We start from the raw sequence: 23108 nt of genomic DNA on the forward strand, positions 1-23108 counted from the left end.
GGCGAGAAATACAAATAATATGACTAGTTATGTACAAATAAAAAATTTTTAAAACTTTTGAAATATGTATATTCGACTTGTAAAGGAACTTTTCCTTCTCCATCGAAAAGTTTTATAAATATATTTCTATATTTATAAAACAAGGCACGATTTTAATCGTGCCTTGTTATTTTATTATGCAGCGTTTTCTACTAAGAAGTCTACAGCTTTACGCACTTTAAGATCTTCAGCTAAAGCGTCTACGCTTCCAAGAGCTTGCTTGATAGCGTCTACTGGCATACCGTACATTTCAGCCATTTTTTCAACTTCTGCAGTTACTTCTTCTTCAGTAACTTCGATGTTTTCAGCTTCAATGATAGCTTCAAGAACAAGATTGATTCTTACACGTTTTTGTGCATCTTCTTTCATTTGCTCTTTTAATTTGTCAGCATCAGTACCTGTGAATTGGTAGTAAAGCTCAAGGTTCATACCTTGTTGGCTTAAACGTTGCTCGAATTCACGAACCATACGATCTAACTCAGTGTTGATCATAGCTTCTGGAATTTCGATTTCAGCGTTAGCAGCAGCTAATTCTACTACTTCGTCACGTACTTTGTGCTCAGCTTCGTGCTTTTTGCCTTCTTCTAAGTTTGTGCGAAGTTTTGCTTTTAATTCATCAAGAGTTGCAACCGCTTCGTCTGCTTCTTTAGCGAACTCGTCATTTAACTCAGGAAGTTCTTTTGTTTTGATTTCGTGAATTGTTACTTTGAATGTTGCTGGTTTGCCAGCTAATTCAGCAGCATGGTACTCTTCTGGGAATGATACTTCAACGTCTTTAGACTCACCAGATTTAAGACCGATTACTTGTTCTTCGAAACCTGGGATGAATGTACCAGAACCGATTGCTAGAGAGTAGTTTTCGCCTTTTCCGCCTTCAAATGCTTCGCCATCAACGAAACCTTCGAAGTCGATTACAGCTGTATCACCGTTTTCAACAGTTCCTTCTTCTTTAACAACTAGCTCAGCTTGACGCTCTTGTAAAGATTTTAATTCGTTCTCTACATCTTCGTCAGTTACAGTTGTTTCAACTTTTTCTACTGCTAAACCTTTGTACTCACCTAATTTAACTTCAGGTTTCACTGTAACTTTTGCAGTGAAGATAAGGTTAGCATTTTTTTCGAACTTCTCGATGTCGATTTCAGGATGATCAACTGGGAAGATACCAGCTTCTTCAATCGCTTCACCGTATGCTTTTGGTAAAATGATATCTAAAGCATCTTGGTATAAAGATTCAATACCAAAGCGTTGTTCGAATAATGGACGAGGCATTTTTCCTTTACGGAAACCTGGTACGTTAATTGTTTTTACTACTTTTTTGAACGCAGCGTCGATAGAGTTGTTTACTTCTTTAGCATCAACTTCGATTGTTAAAACGCCAACGTTACCTTCTAATTTTTCCCATTTTGTAGACATTTATTCTTTCCCTCCAACTATAATAATGTATGCACATACCTCTATAGATTAAGATCTTCATTATCTCTTTTTTGAAATAACAAATACACAAATAATCCTCTAGCAAAAGCTTTCAGATATAATGTTCCAATCTACTAATTGCCCAGAAGACAACTACGGTATATTTTGTTCGAGAATAATATGAAACATATTAAGTAAGAGAATTACACTTCTCTTCTCTTACAAACAGGCAGTTTTCTGCCTTTTGCAACCCTTACATTATAACATAGAATATGCTCGTTTCAAGAACTGAACGATTCTTTTTCATAATTATACGGGCAAATATCCTTCTCTTTCAACACGTAATAACCATTGATAGGCAATATGAAACTCTTCCAATTCGATATTGTATGCTGCCATAAGCTCTTCTTCATCAATAGCCAATCCGAAACGCTTTCTTCCAATTCTCTCTAAAACAGCTGACCAAATCTCCTCTTTATCCATTAATAGAGCGAATGGGAAAACGCTAATTTGCAATTCTTTCCAATATGTAACCATCGCTTCAAATATATCGGGATAATTTTGCTCTAATCGACTTGATAATTTATGTATAATGTTATTGGATTGCTCCTCATTATGAACTGTAAATACTGGAATTACCTTAATCGTATTCCCAAACTTTTCTACCTCTATTTCCTCTTCTACCTGACTTTCTATCATTTTATACAAAATAGAAGTTTTCAAATAGGGGTGTTGCTCTTCGTCTATTAAAAATTTCTTTAAAACAGGTAATGCAAGATCTAAGTCTTTTAAAGAAAGTCGCTGAATCGCTCTTAGCTTCTGTCCAAAGTTTTCTCCAAAAATTTCATTAGTAAACTCATCCAATTCAAAATTCGAATCCACTAGCGATGCGTCTCCTTCATTTAGCATACCTTCTGCAAATAAAGCAAGCTGCGCTAATTTTTCCTTTTGATCAGGCATTATATCTTTCGTTTGTAAAACCTTTTCAACAGTTTCAATAACACCTTCATAATCATTTGTTTGAACTAAAATAGTCACGTACGTTTCAAGAATATCACCAAATAAGACAACTCCTGTTTTAAGCAACTGTTCACATTTGTCTTTCGCTTCTTCCATACGTTTTAATTCGAGTAAACAAATAACTGAAGCTAATTCCGTTTGTTCCGTTTCCGCATTATACTGACGTAATATTTCAAAGCAGCGCAATGCATCTTCGAATTTCCGCTCTTTCAGCGCTAAAAAACCTTCATCAATATAGCGCTCTGATAGTTGTGGAAACAATACGACCGTATTTTCTTTTTTATCCATACGTCCGCCTCTTTTTCTTGATTTTAATTATGTTCAAAGTAAATATATCAAATGCGTAATGAGAACACAACATCCCAAAACTATTTGTTTGAAATATAAAAATATTTAATTTTTACATTCCAATACAAATAAATCTCTACTAAAAATTAAAATTGTACAAATAAAAATCCCCAGCAACAAACGCAGAGGATTTATCATTAATGGAAAGCTTTTATAATTGTGGGGTATATTACAAGGGTAATAATTTGGAGAACAATAATTGCCATAACAATCATGCTAAAATAGAAGATTGGTTTACTTCGCTTCATTAAAAACATAATAATAAGCATCGTACAAGCAAACAAACTTAAGAAGAACAAACTTGTTGTCGAACTAAGTATACCACTTGGGACAAAGAACAATAACACTACACTACAAGTACCTATAATTCCAAATAACCATTCCATTCATTCACTCATTCCCTTTCCCTCTCATGGCTGTTTTCTCTAAGCAATCAAATGTTTCACAACATCAACTACATACGTTAATTTCTCATACGCTACAAATCCAAAAGCAACCGTCAAGCCCGTTACAACTAATCCTTTCATCATTTCTTCCTCCTCGTTTTATCGTTGTTATCTTCATTATAGAGGATTAGCAATTTGTTACCATCGAACTACCTTACAGTTACCTTACAGAATTGTAAGATTTCAAAAGAGGATTGAAAAACACCTCATATCGCTTGAGGTGCTTTCACGGAGTTTCTCTATAATCACTTGCAAAATTAACTTTTTTCTCTTGGTTATTTTTCGGAGAATCCACTCTTAAACTAATAGATTTACTAAATAATTTTGGATTGAAATAATAACAAAGATCTGTTTGAGGACAGTATACACAATACACATCTATCTCTTATTTATTCACTTCTTTTGTAGTGACTCCGCTTGTCGTAGAATAACTAGATCGGAATCTAACTTCTAGTATCCCTCTTGCATTCAATTCTCTATATTTCACTTGTACCCTTTTAAATCTCACGTCTTTATATACTACAAGATCAAACGGCGAATGCTCTGTTTGCGGCATTAAAATCATGTATCCTTTTTCATACAAATCAACTTGTGCCTTTAAAACAGCTAAATCTCCTTTTGTTCTTGTATGATGGTACACTTTTTCTCAGCACCTTTTTACATATTTTATAATAATATTCGTTCCTTTTCTTAACTTACCTCCCAATATTTTCTCATTAAAAGAAAACTCTTTGTTAAAATCATGTTAATATATTTTTGTACAATTAAGAATTTAATTTACAAGGGGGATTATATATGTTCAAAAAAGTAGCTGCTGATGTTTTAGGGTTAAGCGATGTAGGTTCTGTCATTACACCGAAAGATTACGATAAAGTTGATGCTGATGATTACGTGATGCACGAAGATGGAGAGAAAATTTATTTTCTAATTAAATCCAAATCAGATGAATATTGCTTCACAAACAAAGGATTACTTCACCTAGATGGTACAAGCGCAACAAGTAAAAAACGCACACTGCGCCGCTATAGCTATAGTAAATATCAAATTAAAAACGTAGCACTTGAAACTGCAGGAACGATTGATTTAGATATAGAAATTAAGTTTCAAATGGGAGATGAGCATTACTCAATTGATGTTCATAAAAAACATATTGAAGAATTAAAAGATTTATATAAGGCTTTACTTAAAATTGAAGAAATTTCATACGACAACGACATTACATTAAAATATGCACATAAAAGTTTAGATATGGCATCTAACGCTTTCAGCCGTATTTCAAACGCACAAGTAAACTTAGCAGAGCAATTTAAAGAGATGAACGAGATCGCCTTTAACTGGCTTGTTGATACGAAGAAACAATATAATGTGAAAGATTATGGTTTTGTCTTTGACAAGTTTATTAACAACTAATTTAAAACAAACAAAAAACCTTGTTATCAAAAAGATAACAAGGTTTTCTTAGCGTCCCAGGAGAGATTCGAACTCCCGCTCCGCCCATTTCCGTACTATTTTATATATTTTGATCGCAGTCTTAATATATCTTCTCCTTCGCGAATGCCTGCCGATCCCTTCCTCACATTTTTTACGACAGTCCAATTCGGGTTAGTTTCATCACCGATGTTCTGTACTGTAAAATTGCCATCACCATATTTCCGGTGACCTTCCGCCAATTTCTCCGTTAAATCATTCTCATTTGATCTCGCCATCTTTGCGCCATCTCCCTTTTTTATACGACCTTCTTAAACCATCTAACCAATCACAGGTCCAGTCAATTGGAGATTCTCGTTTTCCGCTTCTATTAATTGTAACACACTACCGGGAATAAGTTCCGATAACTGCTGCTCAATCGTACTAGAATGGTAAAGAGTTTTATAATATTGTAAGTAAACAATTAAGAGAATCTGGATATGGATTTGAGTTCCATCATAAACCTATTGATTCTTTAAATTAAATAAGAGGAATAGGGCGCATAAATGGCGCTCTTTTTATTTAAGAAAAAGAAGTACATATGCAACTGCTTAATATCAAAGGAAAGGTCGCAAATATCAAGAATGAACTACACCTATAACCCAAACATCAAATTTTAGACAAACAAAAAACCTTGTTATCTTTTGATAACAAGGTTTTTTTAGCGTCCCAGGAGAGATTCGAACTCCCGACCGTACGCTTAGAAGGCGTATGCTCTATCCGGCTGAGCTACTGGGACATGGAGCGGGTGAAGAGAATCGAACTCTCGACCAGAGCTTGGAAGGCTCTTGTTTTACCACTAAACTACACCCGCATACGTTATTTTCTTTTCTTCGTTAGCGCCATTGCCCTATCGACAATATTTATTATATGTATAACCATACATAAAGTCAACACCTTTTTTAAAAGAGGATAAATTTTCTTATCCTCTTTTAAAAACTGCTTGTTCAACTAGTTGTCCGTCTAATGTTTCAAAACGAACTTCCATTTGATTTTCATCCATTTCTAATAAAGCAAATGTCTTTTCTACACGCTGACGTGGTAATAAAATACTGCCTGGATTAATAAATAAAACGCCGTCGATTAATTCCGCACCTAATACGTGAGAATGTCCGAAGCATGCAACTTGCGCTCCTACTTCTTCAGCATGGTACGCTAGCGTTTGTAATGTCATTTTCACATTATGGCGATGTCCATGCACAACTAAGAAGCGAATTCCATTTACATCAGTTACAATTTCATCTTGAAAGTTAGCATAATCACAGTTTCCTTTTACAACATGGAAACCTTGCAGTTCTTCATGAGCAGGTGTTAGCTCTGAATCACCGCAATGAATCATGATATCTACTTTCCCTTCATATTTCTCTTTCAACTGCTGTAATTCCTTCACAGAGCTATGACTATCGCTTACGATTAAAGCTTTCATCGCTCTCTCTCCCTTATTCTTCTAAAAACCATTCTGGGATTTTTTCTTCTAACTTACGAAGAGCACGACCACGGTGGCTAATAGCATTTTTCTCATCTGAACTTAATTCCGCCATTGCCTTTTTGTATTCTTCCACATAAAAGATCGGATCGTATCCAAAACCATTTTCTCCGCGGCGTTGTTCTAAAATAAATCCTTCACATGTCCCATTTACAATGACAGGCTTTTTATCACCTTCAGGGAAAGCAACTGCTAATGCACAATAGAAACGAGCTTTACGCTTTTCAAATTCAATGCCATTTAATTCTTGTAACACTTTATCGATATTTGCTTGATCATTTTTTGGTTCACCAGCAAAACGAGCTGAATACACGCCTGGTTTTCCGTTTAAAGCATCTACAATAAGACCTGAATCATCCGCAATTACGATTGCATTCAGCTGTTTGCTCAAACTATCCGCTTTTAAAATTGCATTTTCTTCAAATGTTTCACCAGTTTCTTCAACTTCATCAATATGAGGAAAATCGTGTAATGATTTTACTTCTAAATCAAATCGCTCAAATAACTCAGCAAATTCACGTACTTTACCCATATTTTTTGTCGCTACAACAACTTGTTTCATACTTTCCACCTCTACTCTATATGAGATACGATGTCGCCTAACGCTTCTTTTTGCATATCAATCAGTTGGAAAATGCCCTGTTCTGCAGCATCAAGTAATTCATTTAACTGTGCTCTGCTAAACGTCGCTTCTTCTCCAGTTCCTTGCACTTCAACAAACTGACCTTTTCCAGTCATAATCACGTTCATATCAACGTCTGCTTTAGAATCTTCTGCATAGTTTAAATCTAAAACAACACCTTGTTCTTCAACAATTCCTACTGACGTTGCTGCTAAATAATCTTTTACTGGAATTTTAGATACTTTTTCTGCTTGTAATAGCTTTTCAAACGCTAATACCATTGCTACATATGCACCTGTAATAGAAGCAGTTCTCGTTCCACCATCCGCTTGAATAACATCACAATCAATCCAAACCGTTCTTTCACCAAGTGCTTCTAAGTCAACTACCGCACGTAATGCTCGTCCAATTAAACGCTGGATTTCCATTGTACGTCCTGTTACTTTCCCTTTACTTGACTCCCTAATCGTACGTTGTTCTGTTGCACGCGGAATCATCGCGTATTCAGCTGTTACCCATCCTTTTCCTTCTCCACGCATAAACGGCGGGACACGCTCTTCAATTGTTGCTGAGCAAATCACCTTTGTATCCCCAACTTCAATTAATACAGATCCCTCTGGATGTTTTAAATAATTCGTATGAATATGTATATGGCGTAATTCTGTTTTCTCTCTACCATCTACTCGCATAAAAATAACCTCCTCTTAATTACTACTCGTTAGTATAGCCAAATTTAAATATATGATATGTATACAATAAAAGAAGGAGAACCCAAAAAGCAATTCTCCTTTCTTACAAGTATATCAAATTATTCAAGATTAAAAACTACCTGTATTCACGTTTTCTGGACGATCTACAGGTTTTATTAACTTTCCACCCTTTTCATCTATAAGATTTGCTTTTCCATTCACTTCAATAGAAATATTTTTCACACCTTTCTTTTCTGTTAAAGATAAAACTAACGACTTCAGTACGTAATTTGAAATCATATTTTTATCTGGGTTTACAAATATATTTTCATTAAAGTTTAATGTAAGATTTCCGTCTTGTAATTTCGGATTCGTAATAAGCTTAACGCCTGGATTAAAATCATTCAGGAGCGATTGATGAATCGGACCTTTTACAAGCTCATCTATAATTGCTGCATAGTCATTTTCTTTACCTTCCGCAACGCGACGTGTGACTGGTACGTAGTATTGCTGTTTATTATTATTTTGCGCCATGAAATACAATGTGACTGGTTTTGTATTCGTTACATCTGCTACTTGTTCATCATCGAAGTTAATACCATTTGCACGGCTCACTCCTTCACCAAGCGGTGTACCCCCAACAGGCATCTTCGCCAATTTCTCACCATTTATTTGGAACTGCACTTGTTTTATCTCTGTAAATTGCGTCAACGTCCACGCTATAGATTCAACGATTTGACGCTCTTCTTCTTTCGCATAATTTTTCATTTCTTTAGAGAAATCAATAACTGCCGTCCCGTCCTTTTTCAAATCTAAGGTCATCGTTGTATTCGCCGGAATGACTGCACGAAATCCATTCGGTAATAAATTTGTTACCGGTCCATCTTTCACAAGGTATTCTAACGTTTGCTTCACAGTCTCATTTGCTTTCGGAGTAGGTATAGCTAACGTTTGTGGTACAACATAACCATTTTTATCAACAAGGTATAGTTCTCTATTTACCATTTGCCCTTGCTTATCTTTTTTAGCTACTTCTTTCTTCCCACCCTCTGTATACGTAACTTGTTTTGGCGGATCAATTTGTTCAGTTGCTTTCTCCTGATTTATAAAGCCACACCCTGTTAGTAAAACAGCGCTCACAGTAGCACCAACAACCCATTTAAAAGTGGATTTAGGCATGCCATTCCCCCCTAAAATCTAAGTTTGTACTATTATGTATACGAGCTGTTTCACATTTTAGAACAAACCGTGCCTCTTATATAGTGAAACTTTAATCAATGGGGGTTTTGTTCATCCCCACATAACTTCTTTTCTTCCACTGAATTTTGAGGTGGAGGTCTTACTGCGCGGAAAATAGCGGGATAAACAAAAAACTCCTGATTTCTCAGGAGCTCACTTATATGAATTCTACTATTATTCTTTTTCTAAATGAATATGCTTCACATTTTCAATCGGTTGACCGAACCATTTTGATGCAATTTCTTTAAACAAGTCTATTTTTCCTGTTGTTAAGAAGAGATGATCGCTTTGTTCTTCTCCTTCATTCAACATTTTACTATGATATAAGATTGTACTTACTTCACGTGCTGTTTCATCACCAGAACTAATTAGTTGCACTTTATCTCCCATTACTTTTTTAATAACAGGTCCTAAAATCGGATAATGTGTACACCCTAATATAAGTGTATCAATATCGGTACTTTTCAGTGGTTGCAGCGTTTCTCTTACAACTTCATACGCCATTTCACTTTCGAAATTCCCACTCTCTACAAGTTCAACGAAAGGTGGACAAGCTAAACTTTCTACCATAACACGGTTATTAATAGACTTTAACGCCTCTTCGTATGCACCACTTTTCACCGTTCCAATCGTTCCAATAATCCCAACGTGATACGTGTTTGTCACTTTTAAAGCTGTACGTGATCCTGGGTGAATAACTCCTACTACTGGAATTGGTAATTGTTTTTGCATCTCTTCTAATACAACTGCAGTTGCTGTATTACACGCAATAACTAACATTTTAATATTTAAATCTAGTAAATGCTCCGTCATTTCCCACGTAAATTGACGTACTTCTTCTCGAGAACGTGGACCATAAGGACAACGTGCTGTATCTCCTAAATATATGATACGCTCTTTCGGCAACTGACGAATTAATTCCTTCGCTACTGTTAAACCGCCAACTCCTGAATCGATAACACCGATTGCTCTATTCAACTTCATCACCCGTTTTCTCATTCATCATCTTTTATGTTTATCATTATATTTTACACACTTTAAGTTCGCTCACTTCAAATGCTTCTGTATGAAAATTTTCATTTGCCCATGTATAGACTAGGACCTTTTTTATTTTGCTCCTTTTTTTCGTAATTTGCAAGATAGAAAAATAACCGACCTTCTATAAGAAAGTCGGTTTCTTCTATATAAAGTGCATATTCATTGCTCCATCTTTTTTTGAAAAGAAGACATTCCCATTAATAAGAAGAAATGAGCAGCAATTAAAATGACGATTAACATAAAATTAAAACGATAACTATTTGTGGATTCCATAATTTTGCTCGCTACAGCTGGTCCAAATGCCATACCGAAGAAGTTAATTAAATTGTATAAACCAAGACCGACTCCAACTTTAGCTACATGTAATGTTTTCGGTATAAATGTGTTCAATGATACTTGAATGGCAGAATAACTCATAAACGTTAAAATAATCGCTACTAAAATAACTATTAAGTTCCCATTCGGAATAAGCCCTAAAATTAAAAAGCCAACAATCATAAGGACAGACGCTACATAAATCATGTTCACATTTCCAAACGAAGGGACAATCTTCCCGGTAATAAAACTAGATACAATACCAAAGAGTGATGCAACAAACAATGCAATTCCGATAACGAATGGAGACAATCCATGCTCTCTTCCTAACAGCAATGGCAATAATAATAAACTAGCACATAACGCCACATTAATTATAAATCCGACTGTTATTAAACGAAGAAATGCTTTGTTCGAAAATAACTCAATATCGATAAATGGATGCTCCGCTTTCTTCATACGAACCGTGAATAAAAATAAGGAAATTATCGATAACACAAATAGCCAACTATTCATATTAACACCTAACAAAACAGTCGTAATAAATACAAATAGTAACGCCGCTCCAATGTAATCAAAATGAAACGCTTCATCCGTATGACGCGCTTCTTCTGGCATAAATTTTATAAGCAAGAAAATCCCCAATACTGAAATAACCATAAATAAAAATAAATATGGCCACCCTAGTGTATTTGTAATAGCCCCACCAACTAAAGGACCAATACCAACCGCTAATGCAATAGAAGAACTAATCATCGCTAAAGCACCAGGCTTCTTAGCAGGAGCGACTAATTTTGCTACCGCAATCATACTAAGCGCAATAAACGCCGCGCCCCCACTCGCCTGCACTAATCTTGCAAAAATGACAATCGCATAAGATTGATTTACAAATCCAATAATGGACCCAGCTACAAATATGATAATTGAAATAATCAATAGTTTTTTTACACTATAACGATCAGCAAGCTTCCCATATATTATCGAACCAACACCGACAAATAAGGAATAACCTACTACAACCCAACTTACTTTCGATTGACTAATGGATAAATCATAAGCCATATCCTCTAACGCAACATTAAATAAAACCGCATTCATCGGTCCTAATAAAACGATAAAACATAATGTGAAAACAAACCATTTTGAATGGTTACTTATATCTTTTCCCATGTGTAACACCTCTCCTGATTATAGTAACTGTAAATAAAAATGAAAAATAAAGTTATTCAGCGCCTCTATCGCTACTAAACAACTTCATCAAATGTATATATTTATCGCGCGACAAACTGGATCCGAAACGCAACATGTATGTTGTTCGATATTCATGGAACTATCATAGTTTCAGCATTACAGTTTGTCAACGAAAAATATACAAAGTAAACTAATTTAGTGTTTTTAGTTTACTTTGTTCAAAAATTGTTATACACTAATTTCGAATCCGATATAAAGAGGGCTGACATGGTTATTCAAATTTGCAATTTCTAACTTAATAAAATAATAAATTTTTATATAGAAGAAACATTACAGGAGGATTATGATGAAGAAAAAAATGTTAGTTGTATTAACGAGCGTAGAAAAATATCCAAATTTAAATCGAGCTACTGGTCTTTGGCTTGGTGAAGCTGTCCATTTCGTTAAAAAAGTTGAAGAAGCTGGTTACGAAGTAGATTATGTTAGCCCACAAGGTGGTTATACACCGATTGACCCGCATAGTTTAGCAATGGCGGAGAGCATCGATTGGGAATGGTATCAAAAGAAAGAATTTATGAATCGTCTCGGTTCTACAATGAAACCGAGTGAGGTGAATCCAGAAGACTATGCTGTTATTTATTACGCAGGTGGTCACGGTGTGATTTGGGACTTCCCAGAAAATAAAGAACTTCAAATGATTAGCCGTAACATTTATGAAAATGGAGGAATCGTTTCCTCTGTTTGTCACGGAGCTGCTGGTTTATTTCACATTACATTAAGTAATGGGGAACGTTTAATTAGCGGTAAAAAAGTAACAGGATTTTCAAATGAAGAAGAAAAACTAGCTGAATTAGATCAATTTGTTCCATTTTTAACAGAAGATGAACTCATTAAAAATGGAGGACTTTACGAAAAAGCTGCAGAGCCTTGGGAAGCTTTCGCTGTAGAAGATAATCGTGTTATCACTGGTCAAAACCCAGCTTCAGGTGGTGCAGTAGCTGAATTAGTATTGCAATACGTAAAAAATAACATGTAATAAAAAAGCAGGTTTTCCATTACTATAGGAAAACCTGCTTTTTTACGAAATCATTTGCAAAATAGCAATAACTTCTTTTTCAATTTCCGAATCATCAATTGCTTCTATATACTCTGGTTTAAAAAGTTGATACTTCTTTAGTTGATAAAAATCAAGTATCGCTTTCTTTAACGTAATATCGTACTGAATACAAAAAGAATGATCTATAATACGTCTTAACATCACGTCATCTTGCACCATAAATAATTGTGCGTTCATTTTATTAAAGTAACCTTGTTCCATACCAGCTTCAAAAAACATTTGCAAATTATGATTACGATTTTGTTGCGCAGCGACTAACTGATCAGATAAGTGCGGATATGCCTCTTTCAAATCTTGTAAAAAGACATCTGAAATATACGTCACACATTTTAAAGAGTGAATAAACGTCTTTTGGAAACGTTCTGTAAAAGACATACTTTCATCTTGATTATCCGCATCTCCTTCAAGAAGGTAGTTCATAAAATCTTCTACCACAGCTTCAATAATCTCATCTTTTGAAGAAAAACGTTTATATAAAGTAGCTTTACTAATATCCATATACTTCGCAATTTCATCTATTTTCAATTGACTAAAACTCGTTTTTCTAATAACGGGCTTTATTTTATTAATATAAGTGTTTGCACATGCAACTTTTCTCATTAAAAGAGCCTCCCCTTTTGTCCATACAAGATAGTATAGCAAATTCACAATTAATTATAAATGAAGTCACTATACTCAATATATCTTTTTAGTTTAAGGGGTCATTTATACTATAGAAAAATGCCCGCTACCTTTATAAGTAACGAGCATTTTTTCTATACTTTATTTACAGCTCTCCTTATAGCTTTCCCTATTTCCATACTAGACTGCGGGTTTTGCCCTGTAATTAAACGCCCATCTGCTACAACATGCGGCGTGAAATTTGGAGCCACATAAAACAAAGCCCCTTCTTCTTTCAATTTACTTTCTAATAAAAACGGCACTCGCTTTTCTAAATGCACAGCTTTTTCCTCATCATTTGTATAACCTGTTATACGCTTACCGGCAACAAAAAACGAACCATCTTTATTTTTCACACCGACTAAAGAACTTACTCCGTGACAAACAGCCGCCACAATCCGGTTATTGTTGTACATATTTTCAATCAAATTTGCAACATACGGATTACCCGCAAAATCTACAATCGCCCCGTGCCCACCACCAAATAAAACCGCATCATAATCCGAAAAATGAACCGTTGAGATCGGATTCGTATTTTGCAACAAAGATGCAACATGCTTAAACTCACGAGGTATCCCGTTCGGAATAGACACTCTATCAATCGGTACTCTACCACCCTGTATCGACACAATATCAACATCGAACTTAGCTTTTTTAAACAAATTATAAGGAGCTGCGAGCTCTTCCAACCACAAACCAGTCGGGTGTCCATTCATATCATGAGCGCTTGTTGAAACTAACAATATCCTTTTCAACATATCCCCTCCTTACTACCTATTTATGTATGGAGTGTTCTTATCATTCATATAGCAAGCGAAAAAAACGATAACAATAAGCTGACCTTTTGTATAAAATTCAGCTTATTGTTATCGTTTGAATTCTTTCGTACGAAGATGTTCACAACTGTATAGCTTTTATCTCCAACGCCACGCAATTGTTGTATCCTCCATATGAATAGCAGGTATATCAATCCTTAAATACCGCTGATCATCCTCATCAAAAATAGACCAATTTTCTTCATGTAAAAATTCAGGGTCTATGCTTTCAAAATCAAATGCACTATCTTCGTCTACCATCTCACGAAAATATTTTTGGAACGTTTTACTATTCTCGTATAGACGAATTGTTCCATACATCCATGGCATATCTCCAAAAACATCTTTAATTTCACCTATCTCCATATCCTTAAAATACAACTTCATATTTGCACCTTCTTATCCATGAATGACAAGGATACCTCATCATATTTTAAAATAGTTATTTTTAACATTTCTTTCTTAAACATATCTTCCCCCTCACAGTCTGAGATACCTTTTTTAAGTTCAAAATATAAACAAAAAAAATAGCCGACTTTTATATAAAAGTCGGCTGCTTTCTTATAGTTCGAGCTCTCCCATGCGAAGAAGCTCAACAACTGCTTGTGAACGTCCTTTAACCCCTAGCTTTTGCATTGCGTTTGAGATGTGGTTGCGAACTGTCTTTTCACTTATAAAAAGTTCACCTGCAATTTCCTTCGTTGTTTTATCTTGAACCAGCAATTCAAATACTTCTCTCTCTCTCTTTGTGAGTAAAGGTTTAGATTGATACGCTTTTTCCTTCAACTGGTATAACCCTCCTTGCTTAAGCCAGAGCTGTGTATGTGTAAGTTGGGTGTTTATTTAGTCAAGATATTGTATGAACGAAATGTGCAGGTGGTGAATGAAAATGGGCTTTATTTCACATGTTATTTTAGACTTTTATACAGTGCGTACACTCTTTTTATCCACTTACTTTCCAACGCGCCATATTTGTTCTAGCAATATACTTACAACCGTACCTACAAATAAACCATTACCGAATATATATTGCATAACAGACGGCAAGGATTGGAGTGCTCCAGACGGTAAAAACATAACGCCGCTGCCAAATAATACTGCAACGCCTAAAATCGTTACATTCCTTTCACTCATCGGCACTTGTTTTATATTATTAAATCCAATTCCAATTAACTGTACGAACGAAGCCATTAAAACAGCCGATGCGACAGCTGATGGTAAAGATGCTAAGTAACGAATAATACTTGGAAAAAGAGACATTACGACTAGTAACGCACATGCCATTAAGAACGATCGTATATACTTTTGTTTTGTTAAACGTATAAATCCTGCCGTTGCTGGTAACGGAACGACACCTACAGTTGAAAATACAGAAGAGATGATATGTGAAATCCCCCCAACCCATGTTCCATCTTTCAACTGTTTTTGTTCAATAGCCGCTTTATGAATAGTTGCTTGATTAATTGCTATAATAGCTGCCACCGTATTCGAAACTAAAATACATACCATAACGAAACTTGATACAGCCATACCTGTATTCCATTTTGGAAGTCCCCAAGCAAATATATGTGGAAGTTGCACAAAATGAGTTACTTGAGATGGGATTGTCACTTTTCCTGCAATAAGAAAAATAATCCACCCACTAATTAATCCTATTAAAACTGCATAACTTTTGACAAAGCCTTTTCCAAAATTAGATAGTATAATAACGAACAGAAATATACTAAACGCGATCATTGCTGTAAATCCGTCGATTTGAGAAATAGTAGCTGTAATTCCTAACATTCCTTTTAAAAATACACCACTTAATTGTAAACATAATAAAAGTAAAAACGTCCCTGTCACAAGCGGCGTAAATAAAAATAAAATACGTCCTATAAAACCAGTTACTCCTAATCCTATTAAAATAACACCGGAGATTATCATTCCTAATTCTAAAATTTGCAGTGTACTATGTAATTGATCCTGTCCGGCCGTTGCATAAGCAAGTACGGTAAATACACCAACCCAAGATCCAGCCGGCCCATCCGCAATTGGCAGTCTATGCCCAAGCCACCCTTGTAAAAAAGAAGATATACCAACTACAAAAAACGTACGCTGCATTAAATAAAATATTTCTTCCGTCGTAAGATGAAATAATCCGCCAACGACAATTGGTAGTGCGATTGAATTTGCTAATAAAAATATAAACCATTGCAAAGTTCCCATAATATGATTTTGATTATGTTGATTGTCCAATTTTTTCATCCCTTCTAGCTTTCCTATAAAAATATATTGTAAGAATAAAAAAGAAGAGTTCTATACTCACCATTAGAACCCTCCTCAAAATATTTAAACGATTCTTCTACACAAGATTATTTAATTCCACCTCATTTAAACTTCCAACAACAATATTTCCTTTATACACGACTAAACGTTTTTCTGTTTGACGCGCTACTGCTTCAGCAGCGCATGTCGCATTCGTCAAAACAAAGCTCGCTTCATCCCCTACATTCGGCCATACTCGCTTTCCTTCATTATTTAACGTTTCTTTTCCTCCTGTAATAAAGCGGAGTGCTTTTCCTAAAGACCCTTCGTCACTCCACCCAAAACGCTCTGCTAATCGATTCGCCTTTTGAAGCATATCACCTGTTCCAAACGGTGACCAGTGATCTGTAATGCTATCATTTCCTAATGAAACCTTAACACCTTTTTTATCTAATAACGGAATTGGGATTACTTGTTTACCAATTGGCACTGTTGAAGTAATATCAATATTTACATTTGCGAGTCTTTCTGCCACTTCCTCAGCCTCTTTATCAGTAACACCACCAAGTCCAATTGCATGACTAATCGTTACACGGCCTTGCCATCCTGCTTCTTCTGTTAAACTTGCCAATCTCTTCATCGTAAACGTTCCAAGATTATTCGCATCGTGCAAATGAATATCAACATCCGCATTAAATTCTACTGCGATATCCATAATTGTATGTAATGACTTTTCAATGTCATTATCCACTGTAGCTGGATCTACCCCTCCAACTAGATGAGCACCCATACGCATCGCATCTTTCACGAGTTGCACAGAATCACTGCGCAATAATCCATGTTGCGGAAACGCAACAATTCTACTAGACACTCGATTTTTATATGTTTCTAATGCCGCTAACGTCGCCTCCAAATTACCAAGCCCAATAATCGGATCGACATTACAATGCGTTCTAATATTCGTTGCACCATTTTGCAGTAGTAACTCTAGCATATTTTCCGCTCTATTTTGGGCAGTCGCTAATTGCTTTGGTAAAATTTTTTCTTCTTCATTAAAACGTGTAAAAATACTTTCTGCTGGCATACAAGCTTTCCATGGGCCACTATAATATGTTTTATCAATGTGAATGTGCATCTCTTTGAAAGCTGGCAACATTAATAAGTGCTTAGCATCAAAAGTTACTATATCTTCCTCTTGAATAATCCCTTTTATAATTTTTTTAATTCGACCATCTTCAATAAGTAAACTGCATAATTCTGTTTCTGTTTGTGAAATTCTCTCTTCTTCATATGTATATCCTGATTCAAGCATTACGTTATTCAACCAATATACTGTCATCTCTATTTCCCCACCCTTTATTAAAAATCAACTCATAACTACAAGTTTAATATCCACTGAAAATTAAGACAATTAATACGATCGCTTCTCACAAAAAAATGTAATACAACCCCATAGTCTTCTCATAAATTTCCATATAGAATAAAAGTATGCAGTTTGATATAAAAAGGAGTTGATTGGAATATGTCAAAAAAGTTATGTAAATCCGAAACTGATAAAATGCTATTTGGTATATGTGGTGGTTTAGGAGAATATTTTGATATTAGCTCTACTCTTATTCGTATCATTTGGATTATTGCTGTTTTATGTTTTGGGACAGGATTTTTAGTTTATTTCATTTGTTTATTACTTATGCCACGTTCGTACTAACGGCATCATTTCACATACTTAAGAAGAGCAAATCACCTATAGAATCCTATAGGTGATTTTTTCATGAAGAATATTTCATCGTTAAATGTAATACTGCCACTTCTTCTTCTTCATTTTTATAAATATGCTTCTTATTCGCTTCAAATTGAATGGAATCAAACTCATTTAATTCGTATACATCATTCTCCACTTGAATAGACACTTTCCCTTTCATTACCGTTACAAGCTCAATCGCACCTTCATGATGAGCTTCTGGTTCATATATACTATTTGATCGTAAACAAGCACGGTGCATTTCCATCCCTGTTTCTTTCGTATAACGGAACATCGTTTCTAAATGCCACGCTTGTCCTTCATCTACTGCAAATCCTTCTCCACATCGCGCAACAGCTACAGGTTCTCCAACAACCATTAATCTGGATAAAGGAATTGATAACCCTTTCGTTATTTTCCAAATGACAGCTAGCGTCGGATTTGTTTCCCCTCTTTCGATCTTTCCTAATGTTAATTTACTAACTCCTGTTTTATGAGCTAATTCTTCTAAACTTAATTTCTGTTCATTTCGAATTTGTCTCAATAACTGTCCAACTTGTTGAATGACTTCTTTCGTTTGCATATCTTCATTTTCTTTCATATATAAAACCACCTTAAAGTATAAAATAGTTTACTTTTATTCATTAAAAGTATATCATACTATACATAATTATTTATTTTCGAAAGGAGTGCTATACTTCATGCGCGCAATTTTATTAGGCCTTTTATCATCGGCCTTTTTTTCTGCAACCTTTATTATCAATAGAGCAATGAATGTATCTGGAACGAGCTGGGCTTGGACAGCTTCCTTCCGTTTTTTATTTGCTCTTCCTATTTTATTCCTTATCGTTTTATTTCGCAAAAACTTTAGGGGATTATGGGAAGAGTTAAGAAAACATCCATTGGCATGGATCGGATGGGGTTCTGTTGCCGGTATTGGTTTTTATTCTTTATTAAGTTTCGCAGCTGTCTTTTCTCCAGCTTGGCTCGTTGCTGGAACTTGGCAAGTTACGATTTTAGCTGGTTTACTACTATCACCACTATTTTTCGTGAAAATAGAAACAAAATCAGGTACGAAACTTGTACGTGGAAAAATTCCACTTCGTAGCTTATATGTTGCATTATTTATTTTACTTGGTGTAATTTGTATGCAAGCAACTGCCGCAGACCATATTACAATGACTCAGTTCATTTCAGGTTTTTTACCTGTCGTATTAGCCGCTTTCTTATATCCGTTCGGTAACCGAAAAATGATGGGGCTTGTTGGTGGACGCCTTGATACGTTCCAACGTGTATTAGGAATGGCAATTGGAAGTCTTCCTATAACAATCTTGCTTGGTATATACGGATTTTCTACTACTGGCATTCCAACATCCAACCAGATGCTTCAAGGATTTTTGTTAGCATTATGTTCCGGCGTTATTGCAACGATGACATTTTTCTTTGCTACTGACTTAGCAAAAGATAACCTCGCTCTACTTGGAGCTGTTGAAGCAACACAAGCTGGAACGATGGTCTTTACCGTACTTGGAGAAATCATTTTCTTAAATGGTTCACTCCCTGGAGGACTTTCTCTCATCGGAATGATTATTATCATGTTAGGAATGGTTGCAAATAGTATTTTAAACCGTTCTGTTCCAGTCGTTAAACAGAAAAAATCGGCATAAAAAAAGGGTATGGTTCTATAGAAATGAACCATACCCTTTTTTATTGTCCCCCTATTTCGCCTTATCAGAATAGTATTTCATTGGCTGCTTATACTAAAACTTATGTTATAATACGTTTCATGCGCATTAATAGGAGGTAAATTATGTTAAAAAAAGCAATCGCTGAATTTATTGGTACATTTGTACTTGTATTATTCGGAACTGGAGTAGCTGTCACTGGCGGCGGAATTGAAGGAATTGGAACATTAGGAATCGCTATGGCTTTCGGTCTATCTATTGTAGCTATGGCATATAGCATCGGAACAATTTCTGGATGTCACATTAACCCAGCAGTATCAGTAGCTATGTTCATCAACAAACGAATGAACGCTATGGAACTTTGTTATTATGTATTAGCTCAAATTTTAGGTGGTTTATTAGGAACTGCAACGTTAGTAACAATTTTAAAATCTGCTAAAACACCTTTAGATAATTTAGGACAAAATGGTTTCGGAACTCTTGGTTTATCTGGAGCATTTTTAGTTGAGTTCATTTTAACTTTCGTATTTATTTTAGTTATCGTTGCTGTAACAGGTAAAAAAGGAAGTTCTTCTTTAGCTGGACTAGTAATTGGTTTCACATTAGTTTTAATTCACTTATTAGGAATTCCGTTAACTGGAACATCTGTTAACCCAGCTCGTAGTATCGCACCAGCTTTATTTGTTGGTGGAGAAGCACTTTCTCAACTATGGGTATTCATCGTAGCACCAATTCTTGGTGGTATCTTCGCAGCTATCGTAGGTAAATTCATTTTAAATACTGAAAAATAGAATTTTCAATATTTCTGAATAAAAAAAGGCGAGCCCTCATTATGAGGAAGCTCGCTTTTTTTATTCTTTCATTTTAGACTTTAAATTTGTAACTAATTGATCTACCGTTACATTTGCAAGTACGTTTTCCATCGCTTCTTGCGCTTGCATTAAAATAATTTCTAATACTGATTGAATATTAGCTCCTACTGGACATTCAATGTTGGGATTTTCATGGAAGGAAAATAGCTGTCCTTCTTCTACAACTTCCACTGCTTTATATACATCAAGTAATGTAATTTCTTCTAAATCTCGAGCAAGTGTCGTACCACCTTTACCAGCTTGTACATCAACAAGTCCTGCTCTCTTCAACATTCCTGTAATGCGACGAATCACAACTGGATTTGTATTCACACTACCGGCAATCCATTCAGAGGTACAGCGAGAGTTTCGATCTATCGCAAGTAATGTCAGCATATGAACACCTACTGTAAAACGACTACTAATCCCCATCTGCACACCCTCCTTTTTATTCATTCTATTAAAAGACGACTCTTATTATTATATACTATTTTTAATTTATACATAAAGAAAAAGCATGATTTCAATAGGAAATCATGCTTTTCTCTCATTATTGACGCTTTATAAATTTCGCTAAATCTTTAAATTTCACTTTATCTGAGTAATTCATTACCCCGTTTACGTAAATGCGGCTTGTAACAGCATTTAATACCGCAATTGTCGCCAATAAGACTGCTAATGTTATCGTAATTTCTAGCATACCTGCTTCACCAGCTACAATACGTGAGAAGGTAACCATCGGTGTAAAAAATGGAACGTAAGAACTTACAACAACGATAGTACTATTCGGATCACTTAATGATTTAATACTAATAAAGAATGCAGCCATAATTAAAATCATTACCGGGAAAGATACAGCTTGTAAATCCTCCGTCTTAGACACAACAGCTCCAGCAGCAGCATACATCATCGCATAAAGTAAATATCCCGTAATGAAATAAACAAGAAACATGCTGATAACCTTTGCATCTAATTTCGTAAAATCAATTGGAATACCAAATAGTGAGGCACTTTCTAAATCGACCCAACCTAACAAATATGGAATAAGATAACCACACGCCAATATGACAAGTTGCAATAACGCCGTTGAAACAACCGCTAAAATTTTCGCATACATCATCGTAAGAGGCTTCACTTTCGGAAGCATTACTTCCATTACACGTGACGCCTTTTCAGATGCAATATTCATTGCGATTGTATTTCCGAACGCTACAATAAACATATATAAAGCAAATGTAAAGAAATAGGCAATTCCGAAAGAAGATGTACGATCTTTTATCGCTTCTTGCTTTACTTGAATTTCTGTTTGTAATTGCTGTGCAATTTCTGGTGAAACATTATTTTTGGCAATCGTCACCATCGTATATTGTTGCTTTAAATATCCTGCCATAATTGCAGAAGTTGCTTGGCTTGGAAATCCATTATACATATATGTAATCGATGGAGCCCCACCCTTTTCCGTCACATGGAATAGACCATCTAAATCACCTTCTTCTACTTGCTTATGCAGTTTATCAAAATCATCCTTTGAACCAATTGTTATTTTTGCTGATGGCAATAGCTTATTTAGCTCATCCTTTTGAACTTTATATGTGGAACTCTCTACTACAACTGCAATTTTATCTTTATCCTTATTTTTATCATCGCCTGAAGTAAAATGATTAAATGCAAAAATCCCAAACACAACTAAAAATAAAATCGCACTCGTAATTAATGATTTTTTAGATAAAAATGCTTCCCTAAAATAAAATGAAAATACGTGAGAAAATTTACGCATCGTTATTTCGCCCTCTCTACAAAGATTTCGTTTAACGTCGGCTCTAACATTTTGAATTGTCGTAAGCTAACACCTTGCTCTTGCAACTGTTGCAAAATCTTGAGAGCTTCCGCATCGTCTTGTACTTTCACATAAAGAAGGCCTTGTTGTTTTTCATACGATACATGTATAGCTTCTAATCCCTTTTCATTCTCTACTGTATCTTCAATCGTTAAATTACGGAAACCGTATTCTTTCTTAATATCACTTAGCTGTCCTTTTACGACTGCTTCACCTTTTTTCAAAATACATACATGTTGGCAAAAAGCCTCTACTTGTTCCATACGATGACTTGATAAAATAATCGTCTTTCCGCTCTGTACTTGTTCTTCAATAATACTAGATAACATCCCAGCATTAACTGGATCAAGGCCGCTGAATGGTTCATCTAAAATGAGAAGTTCCGGATTATGAAGAAGAGCAGCAATTAATTGGATTTTTTGCTGATTCCCTTTTGAAAGCTCTCCAGCCGTTTTAAATTTATATTCTGGTATCGCTAAACGCTCTAACCAGTGATCAATAGCGTGATCCACTTCTTTCTTCGACATTCCTTCTAATCTACCAAAATATCGCAGCTGATCTATTACTCTACTTTTTGTATATAAACCTCTTTCTTCTGGTAAATACCCAATTGTTACACCACTATTTCCAAATGCTTTTCCATCCCATGTAATCGAACCTTCATTAGGCGTTAATAATCCGAGAAGCATTTTGATTGTTGTTGTTTTCCCTGCACCATTTCGTCCAAGTAACCCTAGTACTTCACCTTTTGGTAACGAAATTTGCAAACCGTTAACTGCTTTTGATTCCCCAAATTGTTTCGTTAAGTTTTGAATTTGTAAACTCAAGTATAAAGCCTCCCC

25 protein-coding genes, 2 tRNA genes and 2 pseudogenes are annotated in these 23108 nt (G+C 35.3%); 6 read left to right on the plus strand and 23 right to left on the minus strand.

The annotated features are described in order from the left end of the window. Positions 1 to 174: 174 nt before the first annotated feature. The 4 genes and pseudogenes from tig to AXW78_RS21590 form a co-directional block, all read right to left on the minus strand. Positions 175 to 1452: a trigger factor gene (gene tig, locus AXW78_RS21580; protein ID WP_000105215.1), complete on the minus strand. Its 1278-nt coding sequence runs from the start codon at positions 1450 to 1452 to the stop codon at positions 175 to 177. Between the two features lie 309 nt (positions 1453 to 1761). Further along, positions 1762 to 2760 carry a hypothetical protein gene (locus AXW78_RS21585; protein WP_061884640.1) on the minus strand — a complete coding sequence of 333 codons (999 nt, stop codon included), beginning with the start codon at positions 2758 to 2760 and terminating at the stop codon, positions 1762 to 1764. A 197-nt stretch (positions 2761 to 2957) separates the two neighbouring features. After that, positions 2958 to 3206: a hypothetical protein gene (locus tag AXW78_RS32760; RefSeq protein ID WP_001983650.1), complete on the minus strand. Its 249-nt coding sequence runs from the start codon at positions 3204 to 3206 to the stop codon at positions 2958 to 2960. A 286-nt stretch (positions 3207 to 3492) separates the two neighbouring features. After that, positions 3493 to 3906, minus strand: a pseudogene (locus AXW78_RS21590) (group I intron-associated PD-(D/E)XK endonuclease). Between the two features lie 155 nt (positions 3907 to 4061). On the opposite strand from AXW78_RS21590, the gene AXW78_RS21595 reads away from it, so the two are divergent. Continuing rightward, positions 4062 to 4676 carry a PH domain-containing protein gene (locus tag AXW78_RS21595; RefSeq protein ID WP_000475212.1) on the plus strand — a complete coding sequence of 205 codons (615 nt, stop codon included), beginning with the start codon at positions 4062 to 4064 and terminating at the stop codon, positions 4674 to 4676. Positions 4677 to 4771: 95 nt separating this feature from the next. On the opposite strand, the gene AXW78_RS21600 is transcribed toward AXW78_RS21595, so the two are convergent. Then, on the minus strand, positions 4772 to 4972 hold the full coding sequence (locus AXW78_RS21600) for a hypothetical protein (protein WP_000124460.1): 201 nt from the start codon (positions 4970 to 4972) through the stop codon (positions 4772 to 4774). A 152-nt stretch (positions 4973 to 5124) separates the two neighbouring features. Between AXW78_RS21600 and AXW78_RS35760 the strand changes: the two are divergent. Further along, positions 5125 to 5217, plus strand: a pseudogene (locus AXW78_RS35760) (DUF6572 domain-containing protein); the annotation flags it as partial. Between the two features lie 181 nt (positions 5218 to 5398). Here the strand turns inward: AXW78_RS35760 and AXW78_RS21605 are convergent. From AXW78_RS21605 to AXW78_RS21640, 8 genes are all read right to left on the minus strand, one after another. Continuing rightward, positions 5399 to 5472, minus strand: a tRNA-Arg gene (locus AXW78_RS21605). Position 5473: 1 nt separating this feature from the next. Then, positions 5474 to 5547, minus strand: a tRNA-Gly gene (locus AXW78_RS21610). Between the two features lie 108 nt (positions 5548 to 5655). Next, entirely contained in the window at positions 5656 to 6159 is a 504-nt protein-coding gene (locus tag AXW78_RS21615; protein ID WP_000645501.1) for a metallophosphoesterase, read from the minus strand. A 13-nt stretch (positions 6160 to 6172) separates the two neighbouring features. Then, positions 6173 to 6781 carry an XTP/dITP diphosphatase gene (locus AXW78_RS21620; RefSeq protein ID WP_000815925.1) on the minus strand — a complete coding sequence of 203 codons (609 nt, stop codon included), beginning with the start codon at positions 6779 to 6781 and terminating at the stop codon, positions 6173 to 6175. 11 nt (positions 6782 to 6792) lie between these two features. Beyond that, on the minus strand, positions 6793 to 7530 hold the full coding sequence (gene rph / locus AXW78_RS21625; RefSeq protein WP_001261765.1) for a ribonuclease PH: 738 nt from the start codon (positions 7528 to 7530) through the stop codon (positions 6793 to 6795). Positions 7531 to 7659: 129 nt separating this feature from the next. Further along, positions 7660 to 8709: a spore germination protein GerM gene (gerM, locus tag AXW78_RS21630; RefSeq protein WP_001126746.1), complete on the minus strand. Its 1050-nt coding sequence runs from the start codon at positions 8707 to 8709 to the stop codon at positions 7660 to 7662. A gap of 234 nt (positions 8710 to 8943) precedes the next feature. Continuing rightward, positions 8944 to 9753, minus strand: a complete 810-nt coding sequence (gene racE, locus AXW78_RS21635) for a glutamate racemase (protein ID WP_000774004.1) — start codon at positions 9751 to 9753, stop codon at positions 8944 to 8946. A gap of 213 nt (positions 9754 to 9966) precedes the next feature. Next, a complete protein-coding gene (locus AXW78_RS21640) occupies positions 9967 to 11292 on the minus strand; it encodes an MFS transporter (protein ID WP_000513869.1) in 1326 nt (441 codons plus the stop codon). Between the two features lie 367 nt (positions 11293 to 11659). On the opposite strand from AXW78_RS21640, the gene AXW78_RS21645 reads away from it, so the two are divergent. Then, entirely contained in the window at positions 11660 to 12349 is a 690-nt protein-coding gene (locus tag AXW78_RS21645; RefSeq protein WP_000728508.1) for a type 1 glutamine amidotransferase domain-containing protein, read from the plus strand. A 42-nt stretch (positions 12350 to 12391) separates the two neighbouring features. Here AXW78_RS21645 and AXW78_RS21650 read toward each other — a convergent pair whose 3' ends face one another. The 6 genes from AXW78_RS21650 to AXW78_RS21675 form a co-directional block, all read right to left on the minus strand. Next, on the minus strand, positions 12392 to 13030 hold the full coding sequence (locus AXW78_RS21650) for a TetR/AcrR family transcriptional regulator (protein ID WP_001233028.1): 639 nt from the start codon (positions 13028 to 13030) through the stop codon (positions 12392 to 12394). Between the two features lie 155 nt (positions 13031 to 13185). Beyond that, the gene (locus tag AXW78_RS21655) at positions 13186 to 13848 is read right to left on the minus strand and encodes a type 1 glutamine amidotransferase domain-containing protein (RefSeq protein WP_061884641.1); all 663 of its coding nucleotides are present in this window, start codon (positions 13846 to 13848) and stop codon (positions 13186 to 13188) included. Between the two features lie 156 nt (positions 13849 to 14004). Further along, complete coding sequence (locus AXW78_RS21660; protein WP_000780763.1) at positions 14005 to 14292, minus strand: hypothetical protein; 288 nt, start codon at positions 14290 to 14292, stop codon at positions 14005 to 14007. 174 nt (positions 14293 to 14466) lie between these two features. Further along, entirely contained in the window at positions 14467 to 14691 is a 225-nt protein-coding gene (gerE, locus tag AXW78_RS21665; protein ID WP_000659484.1) for a spore germination transcription factor GerE, read from the minus strand. 165 nt (positions 14692 to 14856) lie between these two features. Beyond that, positions 14857 to 16152 carry a purine/pyrimidine permease gene (locus AXW78_RS21670; RefSeq protein ID WP_061884642.1) on the minus strand — a complete coding sequence of 432 codons (1296 nt, stop codon included), beginning with the start codon at positions 16150 to 16152 and terminating at the stop codon, positions 14857 to 14859. 97 nt (positions 16153 to 16249) lie between these two features. Next, positions 16250 to 17491: an amidohydrolase family protein gene (locus tag AXW78_RS21675; RefSeq protein WP_000219552.1), complete on the minus strand. Its 1242-nt coding sequence runs from the start codon at positions 17489 to 17491 to the stop codon at positions 16250 to 16252. Between the two features lie 183 nt (positions 17492 to 17674). On the opposite strand from AXW78_RS21675, the gene AXW78_RS21680 reads away from it, so the two are divergent. Next, positions 17675 to 17860 carry a PspC domain-containing protein gene (locus AXW78_RS21680; RefSeq protein WP_000038409.1) on the plus strand — a complete coding sequence of 62 codons (186 nt, stop codon included), beginning with the start codon at positions 17675 to 17677 and terminating at the stop codon, positions 17858 to 17860. A gap of 61 nt (positions 17861 to 17921) precedes the next feature. On the opposite strand, the gene AXW78_RS21685 is transcribed toward AXW78_RS21680, so the two are convergent. Then, the gene (locus AXW78_RS21685; RefSeq protein ID WP_000661924.1) at positions 17922 to 18494 is read right to left on the minus strand and encodes a helix-turn-helix domain-containing protein; all 573 of its coding nucleotides are present in this window, start codon (positions 18492 to 18494) and stop codon (positions 17922 to 17924) included. Positions 18495 to 18594: 100 nt separating this feature from the next. Here AXW78_RS21685 and AXW78_RS21690 point away from each other — a divergent pair, with 100 nt between their 5' ends. Both AXW78_RS21690 and AXW78_RS21695 read left to right on the plus strand, forming a co-directional pair. Then, the gene (locus tag AXW78_RS21690) at positions 18595 to 19560 is read left to right on the plus strand and encodes a DMT family transporter (RefSeq protein WP_061884643.1); all 966 of its coding nucleotides are present in this window, start codon (positions 18595 to 18597) and stop codon (positions 19558 to 19560) included. A 143-nt stretch (positions 19561 to 19703) separates the two neighbouring features. Further along, entirely contained in the window at positions 19704 to 20369 is a 666-nt protein-coding gene (locus AXW78_RS21695; protein ID WP_000913213.1) for an aquaporin, read from the plus strand. Positions 20370 to 20429: 60 nt separating this feature from the next. Here the strand turns inward: AXW78_RS21695 and AXW78_RS21700 are convergent, their stop codons facing one another. From AXW78_RS21700 to AXW78_RS21710, 3 genes are all read right to left on the minus strand, one after another. Beyond that, positions 20430 to 20861 carry an Rrf2 family transcriptional regulator gene (locus tag AXW78_RS21700; protein ID WP_000512998.1) on the minus strand — a complete coding sequence of 144 codons (432 nt, stop codon included), beginning with the start codon at positions 20859 to 20861 and terminating at the stop codon, positions 20430 to 20432. Positions 20862 to 20979: 118 nt separating this feature from the next. Continuing rightward, a complete protein-coding gene (locus tag AXW78_RS21705; RefSeq protein WP_001224980.1) occupies positions 20980 to 22206 on the minus strand; it encodes an ABC transporter permease in 1227 nt (408 codons plus the stop codon). A 2-nt stretch (positions 22207 to 22208) separates the two neighbouring features. Further along, positions 22209 to 23093 carry an ABC transporter ATP-binding protein gene (locus AXW78_RS21710; protein WP_000058121.1) on the minus strand — a complete coding sequence of 295 codons (885 nt, stop codon included), beginning with the start codon at positions 23091 to 23093 and terminating at the stop codon, positions 22209 to 22211. Between the last annotated feature and the right edge of the window lie 15 nt (positions 23094 to 23108).

It is taken from the genome of Bacillus thuringiensis (assembly GCF_001595725.1).
Taxonomy (GTDB): domain Bacteria; phylum Bacillota; class Bacilli; order Bacillales; family Bacillaceae_G; genus Bacillus_A; species Bacillus_A thuringiensis_K.

Excerpts from the sequence above, each read along its gene's own strand:
- AXW78_RS21650 (WP_001233028.1), bottom strand. The coding sequence starts at position 13,030 with ATGAGAAAAGTTGCATGTGCAAACACTTATATTAATAAAATAAAGCCC.
- AXW78_RS21645 (WP_000728508.1), top strand. The coding sequence starts at position 11,660 with ATGAAGAAAAAAATGTTAGTTGTATTAACGAGCGTAGAAAAATATCCA.
- racE (WP_000774004.1), bottom strand. The coding sequence starts at position 9,753 with ATGAAGTTGAATAGAGCAATCGGTGTTATCGATTCAGGAGTTGGCGGT.
- AXW78_RS21600 (WP_000124460.1), bottom strand. The coding sequence starts at position 4,972 with ATGGCGAGATCAAATGAGAATGATTTAACGGAGAAATTGGCGGAAGGT.
- AXW78_RS21660 (WP_000780763.1), bottom strand. The coding sequence starts at position 14,292 with ATGAAGTTGTATTTTAAGGATATGGAGATAGGTGAAATTAAAGATGTT.
- AXW78_RS21670 (WP_061884642.1), bottom strand. The coding sequence starts at position 16,152 with ATGAAAAAATTGGACAATCAACATAATCAAAATCATATTATGGGAACT.
- AXW78_RS21685 (WP_000661924.1), bottom strand. The coding sequence starts at position 18,494 with ATGAAAGAAAATGAAGATATGCAAACGAAAGAAGTCATTCAACAAGTT.
- AXW78_RS21675 (WP_000219552.1), bottom strand. The coding sequence starts at position 17,491 with ATGACAGTATATTGGTTGAATAACGTAATGCTTGAATCAGGATATACA.
- AXW78_RS21680 (WP_000038409.1), top strand. The coding sequence starts at position 17,675 with ATGTCAAAAAAGTTATGTAAATCCGAAACTGATAAAATGCTATTTGGT.
- AXW78_RS21695 (WP_000913213.1), top strand. The coding sequence starts at position 19,704 with ATGTTAAAAAAAGCAATCGCTGAATTTATTGGTACATTTGTACTTGTA.
- AXW78_RS21595 (WP_000475212.1), top strand. The coding sequence starts at position 4,062 with ATGTTCAAAAAAGTAGCTGCTGATGTTTTAGGGTTAAGCGATGTAGGT.
- gerM (WP_001126746.1), bottom strand. The coding sequence starts at position 8,709 with ATGCCTAAATCCACTTTTAAATGGGTTGTTGGTGCTACTGTGAGCGCT.
- AXW78_RS21640 (WP_000513869.1), bottom strand. The coding sequence starts at position 11,292 with ATGGGAAAAGATATAAGTAACCATTCAAAATGGTTTGTTTTCACATTA.
- rph (WP_001261765.1), bottom strand. The coding sequence starts at position 7,530 with ATGCGAGTAGATGGTAGAGAGAAAACAGAATTACGCCATATACATATT.
- AXW78_RS21700 (WP_000512998.1), bottom strand. The coding sequence starts at position 20,861 with ATGGGGATTAGTAGTCGTTTTACAGTAGGTGTTCATATGCTGACATTA.
- AXW78_RS21585 (WP_061884640.1), bottom strand. The coding sequence starts at position 2,760 with ATGGATAAAAAAGAAAATACGGTCGTATTGTTTCCACAACTATCAGAG.
- AXW78_RS21620 (WP_000815925.1), bottom strand. The coding sequence starts at position 6,781 with ATGAAACAAGTTGTTGTAGCGACAAAAAATATGGGTAAAGTACGTGAA.
- tig (WP_000105215.1), bottom strand. The coding sequence starts at position 1,452 with ATGTCTACAAAATGGGAAAAATTAGAAGGTAACGTTGGCGTTTTAACA.
- AXW78_RS32760 (WP_001983650.1), bottom strand. The coding sequence starts at position 3,206 with ATGGAATGGTTATTTGGAATTATAGGTACTTGTAGTGTAGTGTTATTG.
- AXW78_RS21690 (WP_061884643.1), top strand. The coding sequence starts at position 18,595 with ATGCGCGCAATTTTATTAGGCCTTTTATCATCGGCCTTTTTTTCTGCA.
- AXW78_RS21705 (WP_001224980.1), bottom strand. The coding sequence starts at position 22,206 with ATGCGTAAATTTTCTCACGTATTTTCATTTTATTTTAGGGAAGCATTT.
- AXW78_RS21615 (WP_000645501.1), bottom strand. The coding sequence starts at position 6,159 with ATGAAAGCTTTAATCGTAAGCGATAGTCATAGCTCTGTGAAGGAATTA.
- AXW78_RS21655 (WP_061884641.1), bottom strand. The coding sequence starts at position 13,848 with ATGTTGAAAAGGATATTGTTAGTTTCAACAAGCGCTCATGATATGAAT.